Annotated in this window: 12 protein-coding genes; 4 read left to right on the plus strand and 8 right to left on the minus strand. The window is 54.1% G+C overall.

The window, feature by feature from the left end; translation table 11 throughout:
• The 7 genes from DTL42_RS26035 to DTL42_RS13860 all read right to left on the minus strand — a co-directional run.
• Window positions 1-1,665 (minus strand): VWA domain-containing protein (locus tag DTL42_RS26035; protein ID WP_147274281.1); only part of this gene is annotated, 1,665 nt, incomplete at its 3' end.
• Between the two features lie 8 nt (window positions 1,666-1,673).
• A complete protein-coding gene (locus tag DTL42_RS13835; protein ID WP_114369325.1) occupies window positions 1,674-2,753 on the minus strand; it encodes a vWA domain-containing protein in 1,080 nt (359 codons plus the stop codon).
• Entirely contained in the window at window positions 2,753-3,757 is a 1,005-nt protein-coding gene (locus DTL42_RS13840; protein ID WP_114369326.1) for a hypothetical protein, read from the minus strand. Before DTL42_RS13840 ends, DTL42_RS13835 begins: the two co-directional genes overlap by 1 nt.
• A complete protein-coding gene (locus tag DTL42_RS13845; protein ID WP_114369327.1) occupies window positions 3,754-4,629 on the minus strand; it encodes a DUF58 domain-containing protein in 876 nt (291 codons plus the stop codon). The genes DTL42_RS13840 and DTL42_RS13845 overlap by 4 nt, the downstream gene beginning before the upstream one ends.
• A 107-nt stretch (window positions 4,630-4,736) precedes the next feature.
• The gene (locus tag DTL42_RS13850) at window positions 4,737-5,750 is read right to left on the minus strand and encodes an AAA family ATPase (RefSeq protein ID WP_234824210.1); all 1,014 of its coding nucleotides are present in this window, start codon (window positions 5,748-5,750) and stop codon (window positions 4,737-4,739) included.
• 457 nt (window positions 5,751-6,207) lie between these two features.
• Window positions 6,208-7,581 (minus strand): sigma-54-dependent transcriptional regulator, encoded by a 1,374-nt coding sequence (locus DTL42_RS13855; protein WP_114369329.1) that lies wholly within the window; start codon window positions 7,579-7,581, stop codon window positions 6,208-6,210.
• Window positions 7,582-9,036 (minus strand): sensor histidine kinase, encoded by a 1,455-nt coding sequence (locus tag DTL42_RS13860; RefSeq protein WP_114369330.1) that lies wholly within the window; start codon window positions 9,034-9,036, stop codon window positions 7,582-7,584. It abuts the gene before it with no gap.
• Window positions 9,037-9,770: 734 nt separating this feature from the next.
• Here DTL42_RS13860 and DTL42_RS13865 point away from each other — a divergent pair.
• The 4 genes from DTL42_RS13865 to DTL42_RS13880 all read left to right on the plus strand — a co-directional run bounded on the left by DTL42_RS13865 (window position 9,771) and on the right by DTL42_RS13880 (window position 17,547).
• The gene (locus DTL42_RS13865; protein WP_114369331.1) at window positions 9,771-10,118 is read left to right on the plus strand and encodes a hypothetical protein; all 348 of its coding nucleotides are present in this window, start codon (window positions 9,771-9,773) and stop codon (window positions 10,116-10,118) included.
• 281 nt (window positions 10,119-10,399) lie between these two features.
• Window positions 10,400-11,584 (plus strand): efflux RND transporter periplasmic adaptor subunit, encoded by a 1,185-nt coding sequence (locus DTL42_RS13870; RefSeq protein ID WP_114369332.1) that lies wholly within the window; start codon window positions 10,400-10,402, stop codon window positions 11,582-11,584.
• Window positions 11,585-11,597: 13 nt separating this feature from the next.
• Entirely contained in the window at window positions 11,598-15,056 is a 3,459-nt protein-coding gene (locus DTL42_RS13875; RefSeq protein ID WP_114369333.1) for an efflux RND transporter permease subunit, read from the plus strand.
• Between the two features lie 739 nt (window positions 15,057-15,795).
• Window positions 15,796-17,547 (plus strand): TolC family protein, encoded by a 1,752-nt coding sequence (locus tag DTL42_RS13880; RefSeq protein WP_234824211.1) that lies wholly within the window; start codon window positions 15,796-15,798, stop codon window positions 17,545-17,547.
• A gap of 130 nt (window positions 17,548-17,677) precedes the next feature.
• Here the strand turns inward: DTL42_RS13880 and DTL42_RS13885 are convergent, their stop codons facing one another.
• Entirely contained in the window at window positions 17,678-21,010 is a 3,333-nt protein-coding gene (locus DTL42_RS13885; protein ID WP_158545375.1) for an efflux RND transporter permease subunit, read from the minus strand.
• Between the last annotated feature and the right edge of the window lie 37 nt (window positions 21,011-21,047).

The raw sequence follows: 21,047 nt of genomic DNA on the forward strand, positions 1-21,047 counted from the left end.
CTGCTGTTGATCCTGCTGCTGTTGATCCTGCTGCTGTTGATCCTGCTGCTGTTGATCCTGCTGCTGTTGATCCTGCTGCTGTTGATCCTGCTGCTGTTGGTCCTGTTGCTGTTGATCCTGTTGTTGTTGATCCTGCTTCTCTTGCTCCTCTTCTTTCTGGAGTTGGTCGATCAGCATTTGAGCCAGTTGGGCGTTGGCTCGGGCGTCGGTGTCGTTTCCGTTGGCGGCCAGGGAGTTGCGATAGTGATCCAAAGCGGAGTTCAATCGCTCGATAGCCGCTGGCTTATCCTTTTGGGCAAGCTGAACTGCTTCGGCGTAATCGCAGTTGCCCAGGTTGTAGCGGGCTTGGGCATCGAGTGATTTATCGCCGGTGGCCAAAGTTTGGGTGAAAAGGTTACGAGCTGCCTCGAACTGGCCTCCTCGGTACTGTGCGACCGCTTGGTTGTAAAGCAGTTGCGGCGAGTTGGGCACTTCTGCGGCTGCTTGCTGATACGAATTCAACGCGGCTTCGACGTTGCCAGCGTGCAGCTCTTCATTTCCTTTTTGCACCAGGCTTTCTGGCGGAGCAGCTGCGGCGATGTTGGTAGCCACCAGGCAGAAGGCGATGGCAGCGGCACTTGCCGATTTGCCAAACATCCGCGAACGGAACCATGCTCGCTGCGGAGCACGTGCGGTCGTGGGGAGTAAGGTATCGATCAGCAGCAACAACAAGCCTGCCCCCACGAACCATTGAAAGCGTGGGATGTAGCTGTTGATGCGGGCCGTTTCGAAGTCTTGTGCTTCGACCTGAGCGATGTAATTGTGATAAACCTGATCCATTGCAACCTGTTTCGTGCCAGCGGGAATATAAGCCCCGCCCCCTTCAAGGGCGACTTGTTTGAGGGTGGTTCCGTTCATCTTCGACCAAACCTGTTCACCGTGATATTCCACGAACGAACGGCGGGACTGGCCATCGGGGATTCGGGCTCCTTGGTCCATGTCGCCCAGGCCAACGGTGAAGATGCGGATATCTTTATCATCATGCAATTGCTGGGCCACTTTGACAGGATCGCTCTCTTGATCTTCGCCATCGGTGAAGACGACGATAGCGCGGTGGTTTCCGGTTTCGTCGAGGAACCCATTGGCGGCCATTTGCAAGGCATCGCCCAGCCGCGAACCTCCGACGGTCACATCTTGCGGTCCCACTTCAGCCAGCGTCTTTTTGAAATCGTGATGATGGCTGGTCAGGGGAACCATTTGCCGCGAGTCGCCCGAGAAGACGACTAGGCCGACGCGGTCGCCCGCCATGGCATCGGTCATGTCTTCAATTTGCTGCTTGGCTCGCTGCAGACGGTTGGGGGTGGCATCTTGAGCCAGCATCGAGCGGGAGACGTCTAAGACGAACATGACTTCGATCCCTCGCTGCGGCACTTCTCGCCACACCTTGCCCCAGCGAACGTCAACTAAGGCCGCGACCAGGGCGATCATCGCGGCGACGACTAAAAAGCTTTTCACGAGGTAACGCCGCGAGCCGTTCTTGGCCGCAAACCGGTGCAGGAGGTTCGCCGTGGCGAAGCGTGCCAAAGCACGGTGCCGGGCGACGATAGCCACTGCCAGTACACCGACCACAGCCGCGACAATCCAAAGCCAGTTCAGGCTCGACAAGTTGCCAAATTGAATATCCATTCTTTCACTCACTCGGTTATCTTGCGGAAGACGGTATTACTAAGCACGATTTGGGCGGCCAACAGCCAGAACGCGATCAAGACGAAAGGAGGAAGGGTTCCTATCCCGGCATGAATCGGTTCGATGGCCAACTCGCGGTAGTCAACAAAGTGCTGGGCTTCGACCCGGCTTTTTTCCAACTGGTCGATCTCGCTATAGATCTTCTCCAGTGACTCGGTATCGGTGGCTCGGAAGTACTTGCCACCGGTGGCTTCAGCAACTTTCTTCAGGGTGGCTTCGTCAATATTGACTTGGGCCATCTGGAAAGTCTTCCGCCCGGTGAACGGATCGATCACCGGCACCGGGGCTTGCCCTTTGGTGCCAACGCCGATGGTGTACACCTTCACGTCCATGGTGGCGGCTAGTTCGGCGGCGACGACGGGATCGACATCGCCAGCGTTGTTCTCGCCGTCGGTCAACAGGATGACGACTTTGCTTTTCAGCTTTTGCTTGTCGCCATCCCCCAGGGCCGAGAGTTTCTCGACTGCCAGGCCCAGGGCATCGCCAATCGCGGTACCGTCTTCGTTGCGGTCCATGGCGATTTGTGTGTTATCTAATTGCTTGATCATGTAAGGATGATCGAGCGTTGGCGGCGCGATGCCGTCGGCATGCCGGGCGAAAGTCACCAAGCCGACCAGGTCGCTCGTACGGCCTGAAAGTTGGTCGTCGCCAGAGATGAACTTCGAGGCGACATCTTTCACTGCCGTCAAGCGATCGACCGGCTGGCCGTCGACTTGGAAGTCCATCGCTTGCATACTGCCGGAACGGTCGACCACCATTTCAATGGCGATCCCTTCGCTGTCGACCACCGTGTGCTTACGGCCTTCTTGCGGCCGAGCGAGGGCGACGATCAGCAGGACAATCGCAGCGACACGCAGAGCGTTGGGAACCCATTGCAATCGCTGTTTCCAGGTCGGGGAAAGGCCTGCCAGGAGGCCGGTCGAACTAAATGAAATGGCCGTTTTACTTCTTCCTTTCACCATCCACCAAATTAGTAGTGGCACTAAGAAGAGAAGTAGCAAAAACCAGGCCGAAGGTCCGTGAAACATTAGGCGTTCTCCTTAGCTGCCACCGGCGGCGGGGTAGTGGGTTCGACTGCCGATTGTTGAATGAATTGACTGGCCCGCTCGATGGCCTGATCGGCGTCTTTTTCGCCCGGTTGGAACTGGGCAAATTTCACCAAGTCGGCCAGCGATAGGAAGACACGCAATGTGCCACGCTGAGCGTCGTCGAGCAGACTGCCGGAGGCGATCTGGTCGAGGAACTCGTCCGTTGTCAATTTTGGGGCGGCGATGCCAAATTGGTTTTCGATGTATTGCCGCACGATATTGGTTAGGCGAACGTAATATTGCTCGGTCAGGCCAGCTTGTAAGAGGCTGCTGTGACGCAGTTCTTCCAGTTCGGCCAACGCTTGAGCCTTCGGGGAAAGCTGCTTGCGACGATTGGGCCAAGCCAACAACGCAGCGCCAGCCAATGCCAACGCGGTGCCACTACCGACCGACCAATAAACCCACGCATAGCTTGGTTTCTCGACGACCGGCAATTCGACCACGTCTTTGATATCGCGAAACTGCAGCGGATCTGGCGTTCCTTCCAGCACACTGGTGATCGCCACATTCATCGCAGGCGTTTCGACCACGTCACTGGAGAGAGCCGCTTCACGCCGATCGGAATAGGCGATCGCAATCGGCGGAAGCGTTTGCTCTCCAGGCACAAGGCTTTCGACCTGGTACCGGCGAATCCACTGTCGCCCGTTGGCGGTCGGGATATCGGCCGTGTCGTTCATGCTGAGGACATGAAACGAACCAAGTGTTTTCTGTTGTTGCGGTAAGGTGACCAGCACTTTTTCTGGGGCGTTCACGGTGACGGTTAATATCAGCGGCTCGGCGATTTGGGCGGTTGCTTTGTTCAAGGAAACTTGCACTTCGACCGGCCCTTGCGATTCGCTGCGTGTGATCGCGGCAGTGGCGTTGTCGGCCGCGCTGACTGCTGCCGAGGCCAGCGCGACCAACAACAAACTGAGTGCGGTGAGAGTCTGGTAACGTGAAATCATCGACGGCACTCCCTTTGGTGAAAAAATTTGCGTAGCGGATCGACGAAATCTTCCCCAGTTTGTACGTGAATGGGGTCCATTCGCAGACGTTTAAAAAGTTGGTCGCGTTGGTCAGCCAAGGCTTTGGTTTGTTCGGCGTAAAGCTGACGTTGGTGACGGTTGGACGTATCGATCATGACGACCTGACCCGTTTCGGCATCGACCAGGTCGAGCAAGCCGACGTTGGGTAGTTCAAACTCGCGGCGGTCCGCAACAACAATCGGGATGATGTCGTGCTTGCGACGGGCCACCTTCAATGCACGTTCGTAGCCGGTGTCTTGGAAATCGCTGACCAGAAACACGATCGAACGACGTTTGGCCGTGTGGTTGAGGTGTTCTAGGACGCGCGAAATATTGGTGCCGTGCCCCATGGGTTGGCAGTACAGCAGTTCCCGAATCACCCGCAACACGTGACGTGATCCACTGCGGGGGGGAATCGCTTTCTCGATGTTGTCGGTAAACAAGGTCAACGCGATCTTGTCGTTGTTGCTGATTGCTGAGAACGCCAATGAAGCGCCCAGTTCGGCAACTAGCTCTCGTTTCGATTGCCAGTTTGTGCCCAGCCCTTGCGAAGCGCTGAGGTCGACTAGCAAGGTGGCGGTCAGCTGGCGTTCCTCGCGAAACAACTTCACAAACGGTTCGCCGGTGCGGGCGGTCACGTTCCAGTCGATCGTGCGGATGTCGTCGCCGATGCGGTATGGCCGAACTTCTTCGAATTCGACACCCCGTCCTTTAAAGGCCGAGTGGTACTGACCGGCCAGCATGTTGTCGGCCAGGTGCGAGGTGCGAATCTGAATTCGGCGAATGTTTTGTAAGACTTCGCGGGGGATCATAAGTGGTTTCTCGTTAATACAACGTGTGTGAAGTGCCCTCGAATACGCCGCCGAGAACTGGTCGAGCTAGAGGGGGACTGACCAATTCTCGGACGACGTCTTCGCGTCTAGGGTACGGCAACGTGATCGAGGATCGAGCGGACCACGTCGTCGGAGGTCTTTTCTTCCGCTTCGGCCTCGTAGGTCACAATCAAACGATGGCGGAGCACATCCGGAGCAATTTCTTTCACGTCGCCAGGCACCACATAACCACGGCCGCTGAGGAAGGCGTTGGCCTTGGCTGCCAGGCTTAAGCTGATCGTCGCCCGAGGGGACACTCCATACTGAATCAAGTCGGCCAGCGGCAGGTTGTAAGCACTTGGCTCGCGGGTTGCCATGACCAAGTCGACGATGTAATCGCGGACCTTGTTATCGACGTAGATCTCGTCCACCAAGTCGCGGGCGCGGATGATTTCTTCCGGCGACAAGGTCGGCATGACTTCCAGCGAAGTCTTGGTCCGTGACATCCGTTCGAGAATCTGAATTTCTTCGTCTCGGGTTGGATGGCCGACGAGAACCTTAAGCATGAACCGGTCCATTTGAGCTTCGGGAAGCGGGTAGGTTCCTTCTTGCTCGATCGGGTTTTGGGTAGCCATGACCAGGAATGGATCGTCGAGCTTGTAGGTCGTGTGACCGATGGTGACTTGACGTTCCTGCATCGCTTCCAGCAAGGCACTTTGCACCTTGGCCGGAGCACGGTTGATTTCGTCGGCCAAAATCAGGTTCGAGAAAATCGGGCCTTTCTGAATCGCAAACTGCTGGTCTTGGGGACGATAAATCTGGGTACCAATCAAGTCCGCCGGTAACAAGTCGGGCGTGAACTGGATCCGCTGAAACCCGGTGCTGATGCCCTTGGCCAGGCAAGCCACCGCAGTCGTCTTCGCGAGGCCAGGTACCCCTTCGATGAGCAAGTGCCCGTTGGTCAAGAGGCCAACCTGCATGCGGTGGATCAATTGACGTTGTCCCACGATCACGCGACCAATTTCATCCAGCAGACGACGAAAAGGCGTACTGCGAATCTTGATTTCTTCTGTAAGTTCGTTGATTCGACCGTGAGCCGATTGTTGGGTATTTGTCACCACGTTGATGTTCCTCGAAAAAGAAAACAGGTTGAATTCGCCTGACAGTTGGTTGTCTCAAGCGGCTCAAGCGAGGTGCGGTAAACGATCCAGCACCGAGCCGCCACCTAGTAAGGCAACTTGTGTGCCAGAGGCGAATGAGCCTAGAAAACTAGGGTTTTCTTGTAAGTAAGGCCCGGCAGACTGGGGCATTTTGCCCCACGGTGTCAAAGTGCCCCAAAACCAAACGAGACATTTAGGACAGAGAAAGTTGGTCAGAGTGGAAAGATCGTGACCGGCGAAGAGGTTGGGCTATGTTGTTGAGAAAAGGAGAGAAAGAACCGCTCAATTCACGGATTAGAGAATGGTCAATCTGGTGTGCCCCGGGCATCTTGCCCGGGAGTCCCTGGTACCAGCTTCGCCCGGGCAGAATGCCCGGGGCACACACGATTTTCAAGCTATAGGATCGATGATCTTTGTGCTAATCATCAACACCGTATTGTTTCAGCTTGCGGTAGAGGGTCTTGCGGTCGAGTCCTAAGATTTGGGCGGCGATCGATTTGTTGTTGTCGACGGCTTGCAGCACGTGCAGGATATAGCGTCGTTCGACTTCTTGGACTGGGACTAGTTCGCTAGGGTCGTCGCCGCCGATGAAGACCTGGGAACTGCGGTAGTCGCGAATCTTCTCGGGAAGATCGTCCACGGCAATCTTGTCGAACGGGGTCAGCGCGACGGCCCGCTCCATCACGTTGCGTAGTTCGCGGACGTTGCCTGGCCAGGCGTAGTTTAACAACCGCTCAGCAGCCGGTTCCGAGATGCCCACCACGTTGCGGTGCGAACGCTTCGAGGCTTGTTCGACGAATTTCTGAGCGAGCAGCAAGGTGTCGGTACCACGCGCACGCAGTGGAGGAAGGTCGAGCTGAATCACGTTGATGCGATAGAAGAGGTCTTCACGAAAGCGGCCTTCTTCGACTTCGGTGAGCAGATCGCGATTGGTGGCGGTGACCACCCGTACATCGAAGGGAATCTCTTGGTCGCCACCCACCGGTCGAACGCGGCTTTCTTCCAAGGCACGCAGCAGCTTGGGCTGCATGGCCAAGGGAAGCTCGCCGATTTCGTCGAGGAAGAGCGTCCCTTTTTCGGCTTGAAAAAAGAGCCCGCGCCGTTCGGCTTTGGCATCGGTGAATGCCCCTTTCGCATGCCCGAACAGTTCGCTTTCGAGTAAGGCTTCCGGCAGGGCGGCGCAGTTGACCGGGATGAAGGGGCCACCGCTGCGGTGGCTGCGGCGATGGATCGAACGAGCGACCAGTTCCTTGCCGGTACCACTTTCACCACAAACGAGCACGGCCGTTTCGGTCGTCGCAATGCGAGAGATTTGGTCGTACAGTTTCGTCATCACCGGGCTGCCGCCGAGCATCTCTTCAAATTGATCGCTTTGGGCGGTGCTTTCACTGAGGAGCTTTACTTTCTCTTGCAGTTGCCGATGCTTGACGGCGCGAGACAAAGTGATTGCCAGCAATTCCATTTCGATTGGCTTGGTGACAAAGTCGTAGGCACCAGCGCGAATGGCTGCGACGGCTGTTTCCAGGCTGCCGAACGCGGTCATGACAATCACCGGGATGTCAGGGCGATTGGCGCAGACCCGTTCGCACAGTTCGGTGCCGCTCATGCCTTTCATGCGCAGATCGGTTAGTACGACGTCGAAGTCAGCGGACTTGACCAGCTCGATTGCTTCGTCCGCAGCGGTACGCCAAGTGGGCTGGAAACCACGCAGACGCAGGTCGGTTTCCAGCAGTTGGCACATATTGGCTTCGTCGTCGACGATGAGTATGCGGCCGTTGTGATTGGCTTCCATTTAAGCTTCCTGGGCAGGCAAATAGACCGTGAAGCGACTTCCTTCGCCGACTTGGCTTTCGACATCGATCCAGCCGTGATGGTCTTCAATGATACCGTACGAGACCGAAAGCCCTAGCCCGGTTCCTTCTCCCACATCCTTTGTGGTGAAGAATGGATCGAACAAGTGCGGCATGGCATCGTCCGCAATGCCGGTGCCCTGGTCTGCTACGCAAATACAGCAGTATTCGCGCAGGGGGGCTTTGGTGTCGGTCGGAGGGGTGGCTTCTTGTTTGAAAAGTGAAACGCGAATCTGATCGCCAGGAGAACTCGCATGGATGGCGTTGACAATCAAATTGGTAACGACTTGTTGAATTTGAGCAGGGTCGACTGCCGTAATCATCGGTTCGCAGTCGGTGGTGGTTAACTCGACATCACGTTGATGGGCCATCGGCTTCAGCAAGTTGATCGCGGTGGAGACGACATCGCCGATGTCTAACACCGATTGTTGGGGAGGACGACGGCGAGCGAAGTCGAGCAGTTGCCGAATGATGGTTGCCATTCGGTCGGCCTCCGATTTGATGACCAGGGCGCTATCGCGAACTTCGTCTTCGCTGAGGCGGTTGGATGCGATCAAGCCAGCACGCCCAGAAACAACATTAAGGGGCGTGCCAAGTTCGTGGGCCATGCCTGAAGCCAGGCGACCGACCGTTTTCAAACGATCGACATGCCGCAACTGTTCCATGGCCGAAATCCGTGCGGAGGAAGCGGCTTCCAACTCTTGCTGCTGCTGGGAAAGGGTGTCGCTCATTTGATTCAACGCCGCGCCCAGTTCCGAGATCTCGTCGTCTCCTTTGATTTCGACAGGCTCAGAAAAGTCGCCTTGGCTGATGCGTTTGGTTTTTTCGACCAGCTTATCGAGCCGCCGACCGACCATGCGAATGCCGAGCGTGATGATCATGAGCCCGCATGCCAGCATGCCAATGATAATCGCGGTGGTGCGGTACGTGGTTAGACGCGTGTACTCGGCCACATCGTTGAGTGGGACTTTAAATTCGACGTAGCCAGCCCGACTACTTTCGATGTCGATTGGGTAATAAATGAGGTACTGCTCGTTGCCGTCAGAGTCCTCGGTGGTGATGGTCGCCACGGTTTCAGGGGTGGCCAAGGCCAGCTCTTTGCTGGGGATGTCGGCTTGCGAGGTGGGCTGGTTTTCTTCGGTGGTGACCCAGCGGATGAGCATTTGCTGATGGCGGTTGGCGAAGTCTCGCACGAGGCGGATCGCCCCTTGATGCCCTTGGCTTTTCCAGGCTACCACCAGTGTCTCGCGGAATTCTTTGCCCAGCGAGGCGGCGTTCTGTTCTTTGATTCGCTTGAACTGCTGGTATTCGCTTTGGACGGTCAAATAGCCGAAAAGTGCCGTCAGCATCACGATGCCGAGCAGGAAAATGCTGACTATTTTCGCGGTTAATTTCATAAAGCTTAGCGAAGGTGAAGTGGATTGGCGTTGGCTATCTGGGATGGATGCCTACTGAACGGTTGCCGTCTTCTCATGAACTTTCGGGGTAATTTTTAACTATCGGCAAGGTACGTTACGTTTTTTTTCGCGAAGCGCCGAACGATGCTGAGGGATGGGCTATTGTTATTGAAACGATCGCCACGTGGTGTATTTTTGCGTTTGTTACGGATGCAAGAAAGCAACATGCAGGCGAAGAGAACGAAGCCAGCTAAGTGTTTTTCAAGCCAAGGGTCACGTTCATTATGAGGCCCATTTGTTGTCGGAATCGGTACGACAGCGAGAAAAGCATCGATTTTTTATCGTGAGAAAGACACTTTTTTTTCGCTCTTAGATCTCGTTTGGGAACGAATCGTGCAGTTGGTTTGTCAAGACGTGATAACGCTAACACTGCGGAGAATGTTGCCAGCGATGGGAATTGGTGGAGTGCTAGGGGGCGTTCTCCGATTCGTTAGGATCGAATTTGGCCTGCCGGGAACGTCTGTTGGACAAGTTGTGATCGGGAATTACGAGAATTTTGGCAGTAATGAACAATTATTTTCGACTTGTCTAAATGATGAACCCGATTTAATATTCACACAGCTAAATAGTTCGACGGATCGATAGAATAACCTTTTCTAGAGACGATCGTGTTCGGTTTTCCTTGCCAATCTGATGCTCTTGCTAAGTCTGCCCCGGCAGATTTTAGGAAGCTTTTGTCGCTCCGGCGGCTAGAGCAGATTGGTAAATCAAGTGGACTTGGTGCGTGGAAAGCGATCCTCGTACTTCTTTATACCGCTTGGTTGATCGGTGGGCTTTCTCAAACCCACCACCTACCCACAGGCAAACCTTCCCATCCTCATTCCGATGATTCGCTTTGTGCGGAAATTTCGGAGTTTGGCCACGATGAAGTCGAAGCTGAGATCGTCTACCTGGCAACGGTACCCGATCGGGTGACACCCTACATGCAGGTCATCTCCGAGCATGTGGTTAGTTGCCCCTTTTTGTATAGTGCTGACCAGCCTTGCAATTCTCATCTTCTCCGCGGCCCTCCGGTTGCTTAGCGCGCCGATACTCTAGCTGCAATGTGCCATATGAGTCGTGAATTCAATCGCACTGCGTAGTTTGGGGTCCCTCTCATGCTCCCCATGAATACCCCCTGATAAAACGCAGGTGGTTTGCCGCACTCGGTGCCGAAAGTTGCCTTTCGAACCCTACCGTTGTGATGGCTGTCGCAAGTGTTTTTTCACGAGGGGATTCCTCCCGATGTTTCCTCCTTCGTACTCTATGTCCGTGCCAGATTGGTCCGGGACATTCTCGCAATTAAGAGGTTTGTAACAAAACGATGAAGACCCCAGCCATTATGACCATCATGTTGGCGTTGGCTTGTCTTGCGTTCTCTGGCTGTGAAACAGCTGGCGAATCGCAAGAAGCCCATGCCTCACCCCATGCTGATGCTCACGGCGAAGAAGCTCATGGTGAAGAAGCTCACAGCGAATCAGGTCACCCGCAACACAAACTGATTGTCACAAGTCCTGTTAGAAAGGACGTGATCAGCACTCAGCAGTACGTTTGCCAGATTCACTCGTGCCAGCACATCGAGGTTCGCGCCTTGGAAGGTGGGTATTTAGAAGAGATTCGCGTCAAAGAAGGACAAGCGGTAAAGAAAGGGGAACTGATGTTCAAAATCTTCCCCCCTCTTTACAAAGCCCGACTTGATGCCGAGGTCGCAGAAGCCAATCGGATCGAAATCGAGCTGCAAAACGCCGAGAATTTGAACAAGAAAGGAATCGTGTCGCCGCAGGAGCTGGCCATCAAACGCGCCGAACTGAACAAAGCGAAAGCCAAAGTTGCTTTAGCTCAGGCCGAATTGAACTTCACCGATGTGAAGGCACCGTTCGATGGGATTGTTGACCGCCAGCGGAGCCAGCAGGGAAGCTTGATTGAAGAAGGAGATGTGCTAACGACCTTCTCAGACAACAGCCTGATGTGGGTTTACTTCAATGTGCCAGAAGCTCGCTACCTCGAGTACAAAGAAGAACTCGACAAAGACAAAGCGGAAGGTACCGGCGAACATCATTTGCAAATTGAATTGAAGTTGGCCAACGGTCAGATCTTTCCCCAGCATGGCGAGATCGGGGCGATTGAGGCCGACTTTAATAACACGACCGGTAACATTGCTTTCCGAGCCGACTTTCCCAATCCGACCAGCCTGCTACGTAACGGTCAGACCGGTACGATCTTAATCCATCGCACCTTGAAGGATGTGATTGTTATTCCACAGCGTGCCACTTACGAAATCCTTGCCAGACGTTATGCGTATGTGGTGGACAAGGACAACGTGGTTCATCAGCGCGATATCGAGATAGAGAGCGAACAGGACGACATCTTCGTTATCAAAGATGGACTCAAAGAAGGAGAGAAGATCATTCTGGAAGGCATTCGACAGGTTCGCGATGGCGACAAGATCAAATACGAATTCCGGGATCCCAAAGAAGTTCTCGCTCACTTGAAATACCACGCGGAATAAGGGGACCGGAAATATGTTTACCAAGTTTTTGCATAGGCCAGCGCTGGCCATCGTGATTTCGCTGCTCATCCTGTTTATGGGTGGGTTGTCGATCGCATCGCTACCGATTTCCCAGTTTCCGTCTGTCGCCCCGCCGAGTGTGGTGGTTGCGGTTTCGTATCCTGGGGCTAGTGCCAAGATTCTCGTGAATTCGACGCTCGTGATTCTGGAACGTGCCATCAATGGTGTTCCGAACATGCGTTACATGACCTCCGCCGCGACCAGTGCCGGTGAAGCGTCGATCATGATCACGTTCGAGCCAGGTACCGACCCGAACGTGGCCGTTTTGAACGTGAACAATCGTATCCAGATGGTCAAAAACCGTCTGCCACCGATTGTGGAACGAGAAGGTATCATCGTCATGCAGAACATGACGAGTATGTTGATGTACGTGAACGTTTACAGTAAAGATCCGAATCACGACCAGAACTTTCTTTACAACTATGTGAGCGCGAATCTGCTGCCAGAAATTCAGCGTATTCGTGGTGTTGGTCGGGCGAAGATCTTAGGGAACCGTGCCTATGCGATGCGTGTCGAATTAGATCTCGACCGCATGCGTGCCTACAACGTGTCCTCGGCTGACATCATGGAGGCGATCAAAGAACAAAGTATGATCGGCTCGCCTGGTCGACTTGGTCAGGCAACGGGTACAACCTCGCAAACGATTGAATATGTGTTGACGTGGGTCGGGCGCTATAACAAGCCCGAACAGTATGCCAATATGATTCTGCGAGCGAATCCCAACGGCGAGATTTTGCGGCTCAAGGACGTGGCAAAGGTCACGCTCGGTTCTTCTTTCTACGATTTGTACTCAGACATCGATGGCTATCCTTCCGCCTCTATCGTGTTGAAACAGATTCCAGGGTCGAATGCGTCGGACGTGATCGCGCAGGTGAAAGAGAAGCTGAGGGAGTTCAAGAAAGAGTCCTTTCCACCAGGCATGGATTACGCGGTGAGTTATGACGTCTCGAACTTCCTGGATGCATCGATTGAGAAAGTGTTGCATACACTGTTCGAGGCGTTCGTTCTCGTTTCGTTGGTGGTGTTTCTCTTTCTGGGAGACGTCCGTAGCACGCTCATTCCGACGTTGGCGGTGCCGGTTTCGTTGATTGGTACCTTCTTCTTCATGAGTATGTTCGGGATGTCGATTAACCTGATCACGCTCTTTGCGCTGGTGTTGGCGATCGGGGTTGTGGTGGACGACGCGATCGTGGTGGTGGAGGCGGTGCATGCGAAGATGCATGAGAAACACCTTTCCCCCTATGCCGCTACGAAAGAAGTGATCGGAGAAATCGCCGGGGCGATTATCGCGATTACCTTGGTGATGACCTCGGTGTTCATTCCCGTGACCTTCATGCCGGGGGCGGTGGGCGTGTTCTATCGCCAGTTTGCGTTAACGATGGCCATGTCGATCGTGCTCTCTGGGGTGGTCGCTTTGACGCTCACGCCGGTTTTGTGTGCGATGATTTTGAAGCCCCATTCCAAGCACGAAAAGCAGACGGGCTTGGTTGGCTTTGCCAATCGCTCGCTGAAAGCGGTTGGTGGTCGTTATGCCTTTGTGCTACGTGGTTTGTTAGCGATGATTTTAGGGGCAGCCACGGGATTTGCCGTGTACGAAGTGCTGCATATCAAGATCGTTCACGAAGTGATCTCTGAACAGTTCACCCTGACACCCATGCGGATGATGATCATTGGTGGTGTGTTGTCGGTTCTGTTTTTCTTTTCGTACCGAGCCGCCCTTTCCGGGAGCGAACCGGGGGAGAAAAAGAAACGGGGACCGATTGGTATCTTCCTGCATGTGTTTGACCGAGCGGTCGAAAAAGTGACGGGTGGGTATACCGGCATCGTGGGGCTGATTGTCACCCGCCGAGTTCTTACCTTGGCGGTCATCGGCGCGTTTAGCTACGGAATTCTCGTGGTGAACCAGGTTCTTCCTTCGGGCTTTATTCCCTTGGAAGACCAAGGCGTTATCTACGGGATTATTCAAACGCCGCCCGGTTCGACGTTGGAATACACCAACGCCAAATCGCACGAACTTCAGGCCATTTGTGAAGAGTTTGACGAAATTACTTCGGTGACTTCGTTGGCTGGTTACGAAATTTTGACCGAAGGTCGTGGATCGAATGCCGGTACATGTTTGATCAACTTGAAACCGTGGGCCGAACGAAAGCTGACCTCGAAGCAGATCATCGAGGAGTTAGAAGAAAAAGGACGTGAAATTGCCAACGTCAAACTTGAGTTCTTCGAGCCTCCGGCGGTTCCCGGTTTCGGTGCTGCAGGTGGTTTCTCGCTCTGTTTGCTCGACAAGACCAACAGCGGCGACTACGAGGCGTTCGGCGAGATTACCGAGAAATTCCTAGAAGATCTTGGCAAGCGGAAAGAGCTGAAAGGTATCTTCACGTTCTTTGCCAATAACTACCCACAGTATGAAATCATCATCGACAATGATGTCGCCATGCAGAAAGGGGTTTCTATCGAAGATGCGATGGAAAATCTCTCGATCGTGGTGGGTAGTACCTGGGAGCAAGGTTTCATTCGCTTTGGCCAGTTCTACAAGGTGTACGTTCAATCGTCACCGGAGTTCCGCCGTTATCCGGAGGATCTCGAGAACATGTTCGTCAAGAACGACGAAGGGGAAATGGTTCCTTACTCGGCATTCATGAAGCTCGAAAAACGCCAAGGGATGAACGAAATCAATCGTTACAACCTTTACACGACTGCGATCATTCAGGGGTCTCCGGCTGCCGGTTATAGTAGCGGTCAGGCGATTGACGCGATTAAAGAAGTGGCCGCCCAAACGTTGCCGCACGGCTACGACATTGGCTGGCAAGGTCTTTCGTACGACGAAGCCAACAAAGGGAATACGGCAATCTACATCTTTGCGATCGTGGTGTTGTTCGTGTACTTGGTGTTGGTGGGGCAGTACGAAAGCTTCCTGCTACCGTTGGCGGTACTCATCTCGTTGCCGGTTGGTTTGTTTGGCTCGTTCCTCTTACTGAAAGCGATGGGCTTGTCGAACGACGTGTACTGCCAGATTGGTCTGGTGATGCTCGTTGGTTTGTTAGGTAAGAATGCGATCTTAATTATCGAGTTCGCGGTTCAGCGGCGGCATGAAGGGTTGAGTATCAAGGATGCGGCGATCGAAGGTGGTAACCTGCGGTTCCGACCGATCGTGATGACCTCCTTCGCGTTTATTGCTGGTCTGATTCCGTTGGTGCGTGCTACTGGCCCTGGGGCGATTGGTAACCGAACCATCGGTACGACGGCGGTTGGCGGTATGCTGATGGGGACTCTGTTCGGAGTCTTGGTGATTCCTGGGTTGTATTACCTGTTTGCGAAGATTTCTGACGGCAAGAAATTGATTCGCGATGAGCACGATGACCCCTTGAGTGAGCTTGTCGAGCGGGAAGGAATTCACCCGCATCCAGAATAGTGCTTGCTGGTTAAATCAGAAAAGTCCGCGTAATTGATTTACGCGGACTTTTTCTTAGGTAGGTAGTCATTTCACGAGAACCTGATTTGCCTTCAGCGGCGGCCTTCACGCTGCGGCTGAAGGCTTTCATGGTAACCGCGACAAGGATGTCGTGTTCGTTGCTAAGAAGCGTCTAAAGGAGGGCCTCGGTGGGCCCAGACCATCAAGACGTTTGCTTATTAGGTCGACAACGCAGGAGGCGTTTTCTTCAAGGCATGCAACGACTTAGGCAATTCTTTTCGTTGCCAAGCATGGGCGAGTTGCAAAGTTCCATTTCGCTGCTCAGAAGCAGCCAGGGCACGGCTGCGCCCCAGAGGTTGCGCGATTCGAAAAGACAGCAAATGTTAATTTGGTAAAAATACGGGCGATAAGGGGACGATCGTAGCGATTCTCTGTCTTTTATCCAAATTACTACCGATAAGAACCATGCCGGCTATTACTGCGCCTACGGTTTGACAGGTATTGGCGATTGATTTGTCAGGGCATAGGCATTTGGTTTATGCGGCCGCAGTACCGGCAAAAGATGAAACGTTGGTTTCAACCACGAAATTGCCAAACCCCACGAATTTGTATTTTTTTGAGCTTTCGGCGATTTGATGATAGTGCAGGGTGAACAATGATAAGACAGAGCAACGCCTCCCAAAAATGCTGGGGGGTAATACCTCAGCGGCATCGGATTGTGAGTGCAATGGCCTGCGCCATGCTGATGGTTCTGTCCGGCTGTTCCATTCCGCAGCTTTGCTGTCCGCAGCCAGGACCAGCGATGCCGAACGACTTCAACGGAAAGTCGAGCGCGGAGAACACAGCGCAAGTGGGGATTGATGAATTCTTCAACGATCCTGTTCTGACGAATCTGATTTACGAGGGTCTAGCCTCGAATCAAGAGTTGAAGATACGGAACCAGGAAGTCCAAATCGCCCGCAACGAGATTTTATCGCGACGCGGTGCTTATCTTCCGTTTGTAAGTGTGGGGGCTCGTGGTGGCTTCGATCGGACTAGCCGCTACACGCCGCTGGGTGCTGCCGAAGACCAACTGACTTACCCAGGCGGTGGCCGGTTCCCCGATCCTTTGGGGAACGTAGGGCTTTCGGCCAACCTCTTCTGGCAGGTCGACATTTGGCGTCAATTGCGAAATGCTCGCGATTCGGCCACACAACGCTATGTGGAAGCGGTTGAGGCACGAGATTACTTTGTGACTCGCTTGGTTGCTGAGGTTGCCGAGAACTACTACGAGTTGGCGAGTCTCGACAAACGCTTAGTCTTCCTCGATCAAACCATCGAGATTCAAAAGCAGAGCTTGCAAGTTGCCGAGGCACAAAAAGAAGCTGCCCGCGGTACCGAACTGGGTGTGCAACGATTCTTGGCTGAAGTCCGCAAAAACGAAAGCCAACGGTTGATTGTTCAGCAACGGATCATTGAAGTTGAAAACAAGATCAACTTCCTTGCTGGTCGTTATCCCCAACGGGTCGCGCGTGAACAGTGGGATTTCATCAATCTCGATTCGCGGATACTCAATGTGGGTGTGCCTGCCCAACTGTTGCAAAATCGCCGCGACATCCGCGCTGCCGAACGCGAACTGGCCGCGTCAGGACTCGATGTGCAGGTTGCACGTGCCAATTTCTATCCACAGCTAAATATCTCGGCTGGCGTTGGTTTCGAGGCGTTTAACCCACGATACTTGTTCGATCCAGGTGCGTTCATCGCCAACACCGCCGGTGACTTGGTTGCTCCGCTGATCAACAAGAAGGCGATTCGTGCCGAATACCAAAGTGCCAATGCACGGCAGTTGCAGGCCGCCTACGATTACCAGCGAACAGTCCTCAACGCGTTTACCGAAGTGGTCAATCGCATGGCGAAAGTCGAGAACTACCGCCAGAGTGTGCTGATCAAACAAGGCCAGGTCAAAGCGTTGGAAGAATCGGTTTCGGTGGCGACCAACTTGTTCCAGAACGCTCGTGCCGAATACGTGGACGTGTTGCTCTCGCAGCGTGACTTGCTTGAAGCTCGTACGGCCTTGATCGAAACCAAGCAGCAACAGCTTTCTGCGATCGTCAATGCTTATCAAGCACTCGGTGGTGGTTACCTGCTGACCAGCGGGGGAACGACCTATGCCGACATTCGCTGCTTGCCGCCAGAAATGCTGCCGTCGATGTTGCCGATGGGTGAGGAAACCCCGGTGCCGCTGCCTGGTAACGAAACTTTGCCGGTCCCGCCGGGTGGCGATTCGTTGATGCCAGCTCCATTGGCTCCGGCTGCAGATCCCGCACCGGTTCCGGCCCAGTCCCCTGTCCTTGAACCGGCAGGGATGAGCCTGTTACCACCAACGACCGGTGAAGCAGTATTGCCGGTTTCGTACGGCCAGCACGAGCCGGTCATTCGGATGCAACATCTGCCAGAATCAACTTCGCAGATTCCCACGAAGTTTGAGAACTCGTTGCGGAACCCTCAATAAGAGGCCCGGCGACCGTTCGCCGCCAGTCCGAAAGCGATTTGTCGAAAGGAGCCGACCTATCCAAAAAGGTTGGCTCCTTTTTTTGCGCGCGATGGGTTGGTACCCCGCTTTGCGATTCAGGAAATCTGGCTTAGCGATTGGTTTCCGCAGGCGAAACCACGGAGGACGGTTTCCACCAGGTGATTAAATCCATCACCAAGCTGAATAGCAGCGGAATGACCAAGAGCGTAAAGATCGTGGCGAAGACCAGGCCACCGACGACAATCGCTCCGAGGCCGCGATAAAGCTCGCTGCCGGAACCGGGGGCAATCACCAGGGGAAGCATGCCGAACACACTGGTGAACGTGGTAATGAAAATCGGACGCATGCGAGTCCGCACCGATTCGCGAATCGCTTCCCTTGGAGGCATCGGTGGGATGTTGTTTCCTTGCTCGTCTTGTTCACCTCGCATGAAATTAAGAGCTTGATGCACGATCAAGATGGCATTGTTGACCACCACCCCAATCAAGATCACAAAGCCGAGCATCGTTAGCACATCCATTTGCTGGGTAGGATCTTGCTGGTGAACGATCCACAGTCCGAAGAACCCACCGATTGTGGCCAAGGGAACCGTAAACATAATCACGAAGGGGTGAATGAAGTTCTCGAACAACGCGGCCATCAGCAGGTAAGTAATGACCAACGCTAAAAAGAAACGACTCATCGCGACACTACCGAGCGACTGCCAGTTCCAACCGGTCCACTGCCCCATCAAGGTCGAGCGAACTTCGGATAAGCGGTCGGCATTGCCAGAGAGAGAAACAAAGATATCGCTCCCCATTTTGCCTTCCGCACGAGCTTGAGCCACGATATCAAGGATGCGGGCTTGGGCATCTTCCAGGGCAACTTCGTTGGGTGGGGTAACCGTCAAAGCGATGGCCCGCTGTTGTTCCACCCGCCGAATTTCCTGAGAGGCTTCGCTGGGAATAAAATCCGCGATCTGACCGAGCGAGACCATCACCACCGAGCCATCAGCCTCGCGCACGGCGATCGGTAGCTCGGCTACTTCTTCCGGCGAAATGCTGGAGGCTGGATCGCGAATCAACACTAAATCGATGTTGTCTCCTTCGAAATCGAAGTCTCCAACAAACGATCCATCGATCATGGAACGGGCCGAAACGGCCAGATCGCTGACGCTGAGGTTAAGCCGTTTGGCGACCTCTTGTTTGATACGCAATTGCTGCTCGGGGCCTGATTCACTGAAGTTCTCAGGCGAGGTTCTGACGGAGAAGCGTGAGAATTCTTTTTGCAGTGCCCCTTCCAAATAGGCACAAGCGGCCTTCAAACGATTCATGTCGTTGCCGCTAACTTCGATTTCCACCGCGTTCGAGCTACCGGCACCGCGGCCAAAGATCGAACGTTGTGAGGTTACCCCTTTGCTGGCCGGGATCACCTCGAAGGCCTTGTTGAAGACGGCGGCAACCGGCTTCACGTTGTTGGGATCGTCGCTGATGCCAATCATGAAAACACTTCCCCGAGCGACCACAAAGAAGAACTCTTTGAGCGCCGGGATGTCGTGATACTCTTTACCGGAACGGAGGTCGACAACCGGGCCATGCTGCGAAGCTTCTTCGCTGTTCTGGGCACTCCAAAACGGTTTCAACTCTTCTTCAATTCGCTGCCCGACGTAGAAGTTTTCCATGATGGAATAACCTGCTGGTGTCGACATGCGGCAAAACGTGAAGTTTTTGTTGCCGTTGGGCAAGTAGCTGGCCGGGGGCATCATCAGATAGCTAAAGCCGACTGACGCGACCATCAGCAATGTGATCACCATCATTCGAAGCCAGGCACTGGCCAAGCTAGGGAACGTAAGCAGATGAATAAACGACGCCCAGGCATTGCCCAACCACGAGAACAGCGGCACGAGCCCAAACAGGTTCGTGAATGGATTGCCAGCTTTCTCTGACTTGGGGCTATTGCTCAGAAACAGCGAAGCCAGCATCGGGATAACGGAAATGGAAACGATTAAGGAAAGGGCGACAGCAGCGCAGATGGCCAGCACCAAGTCGTAGAACAACTGGCCTGCTTCGTCCTGAATCGTTAGCACCGGGGCGAACACGGCAATGGTGGTTAGGGTGGAAGCGAGAATCGCGCCCCAAACTTCACGGGTTCCATGATACGCCGCCCTGAACGTACTGGCCCCCATTTGACGATGACGATCGATGTTCTCGAGCACAACAATCGCATTGTCGACCACCATCCCTACGGCGAAGCTGAGCCCCGCCAGCGAAATCACGTTCAAATTTCGCCCAGCGAGCCACATGACAACAAACGTGCCAATGATCGAAATAGGGATCGATACCGCAATGATTAGAGTCGAACGAAAGCTACGTAAGAACAAAAACAGAATCAACACGGCCAGCCCGCCGCCGATCAGCAAATTATCGCGCACCAGGCCGATCGCGCTGTAGATGTAGTAAGAATCGTCGAAGGCAGAACGAAGGCGTAAGCCGTAGCGATCGTTCTTGAACGCACGCAGCACGCCTCCTTCGGCGTTCATCTCGTCGACCACCACGTTCACTTTCTCGATGATGTCGAGCACGTTGCTGCCGGTCTTCCGTTTGATGAAGATCGTCATCGAGGTCTTGCCTTTGCTTTGATCGAAGTGATCTGATTTTTCTAAGGCAAGTTCCACATGGGCGACATCCGCTACGCGAATAGGACTTCCCTGTTCGTCGTACTTGATAATGGTGTCGCGGAGTGGTTCGAGGGAGTCGTACTGACCTAAGACCCGGAAACGAACATCCTGGCGATTGTTGGCTAAGTCGCCCGCCGAAGCGTTCACGTTGTCGAGTCGTAACGCGGCGTTCAGTTCGGGAACGGTAATGCTACGTTTGGCGAGGGCCTTGGGATCGAAGCGGATTTGAACTTGATGTTGTCGCCCTCCTTTGATATCGACCTCGGCGACCCCTTCAATCCGTTCCAAACTGGGCTTAAGGTAGCGATCGGCGTAATCGTAGAACGTGGCGACTTCAAAATTCGGGTCTTCGGCTTGGAGTAGCAGATAGGCGATCGCTTCGTCGCTGGCCGTGTCGGCGACATCGATGATGGGGCGGTCAACGTCTTCCGGGTATTCAGGAACTTCGTCGATCTTATTCGAGACTTCTTGCAGAATTCGATCAGGCGATGCGCCCACATTGAATTCGAGAGTGATCGTGGCCCGTCCTAAGCTGGCCAGCGAAGTCATTTTCCACAGCCCTTGAACCGACTTCAGCTTCTCTTCCTGTTCCAGGATGATCGACTTTTCGATTTCTTCGGGGCTGCGTCCGTCCCAGGTGGTTCGGATGGTGATTACTGGTCGGTCGACGTCCGGCGTCAATTGCACCGGAATTCGGGCAAAGGCGATCGCTCCGAACATCAAGATTAGGATCACCCCGACGGCGGTTTTTACCGGGTTTTCAATGGCAAACTTGATCGGGTCCATCAGTGGCTCTGAAGTCGTAGGAATAGTGTTCGCGAGC

Source organism: Bremerella cremea (assembly GCF_003335505.1).
GTDB lineage: Bacteria > Planctomycetota > Planctomycetia > Pirellulales > Pirellulaceae > Bremerella > Bremerella cremea_A.

Excerpts from the sequence above, each read along its gene's own strand:
- DTL42_RS13860 (WP_114369330.1), bottom strand. The coding sequence starts at position 9,036 with ATGAAATTAACCGCGAAAATAGTCAGCATTTTCCTGCTCGGCATCGTG.
- DTL42_RS13875 (WP_114369333.1), top strand. The coding sequence starts at position 11,598 with ATGTTTACCAAGTTTTTGCATAGGCCAGCGCTGGCCATCGTGATTTCG.
- DTL42_RS13840 (WP_114369326.1), bottom strand. The coding sequence starts at position 3,757 with ATGATTTCACGTTACCAGACTCTCACCGCACTCAGTTTGTTGTTGGTC.
- DTL42_RS13870 (WP_114369332.1), top strand. The coding sequence starts at position 10,400 with ATGAAGACCCCAGCCATTATGACCATCATGTTGGCGTTGGCTTGTCTT.
- DTL42_RS13885 (WP_158545375.1), bottom strand. The coding sequence starts at position 21,010 with ATGGACCCGATCAAGTTTGCCATTGAAAACCCGGTAAAAACCGCCGTC.
- DTL42_RS13835 (WP_114369325.1), bottom strand. The coding sequence starts at position 2,753 with ATGTTTCACGGACCTTCGGCCTGGTTTTTGCTACTTCTCTTCTTAGTG.
- DTL42_RS13855 (WP_114369329.1), bottom strand. The coding sequence starts at position 7,581 with ATGGAAGCCAATCACAACGGCCGCATACTCATCGTCGACGACGAAGCC.
- DTL42_RS13880 (WP_234824211.1), top strand. The coding sequence starts at position 15,796 with ATGCTGATGGTTCTGTCCGGCTGTTCCATTCCGCAGCTTTGCTGTCCG.
- DTL42_RS13845 (WP_114369327.1), bottom strand. The coding sequence starts at position 4,629 with ATGATCCCCCGCGAAGTCTTACAAAACATTCGCCGAATTCAGATTCGC.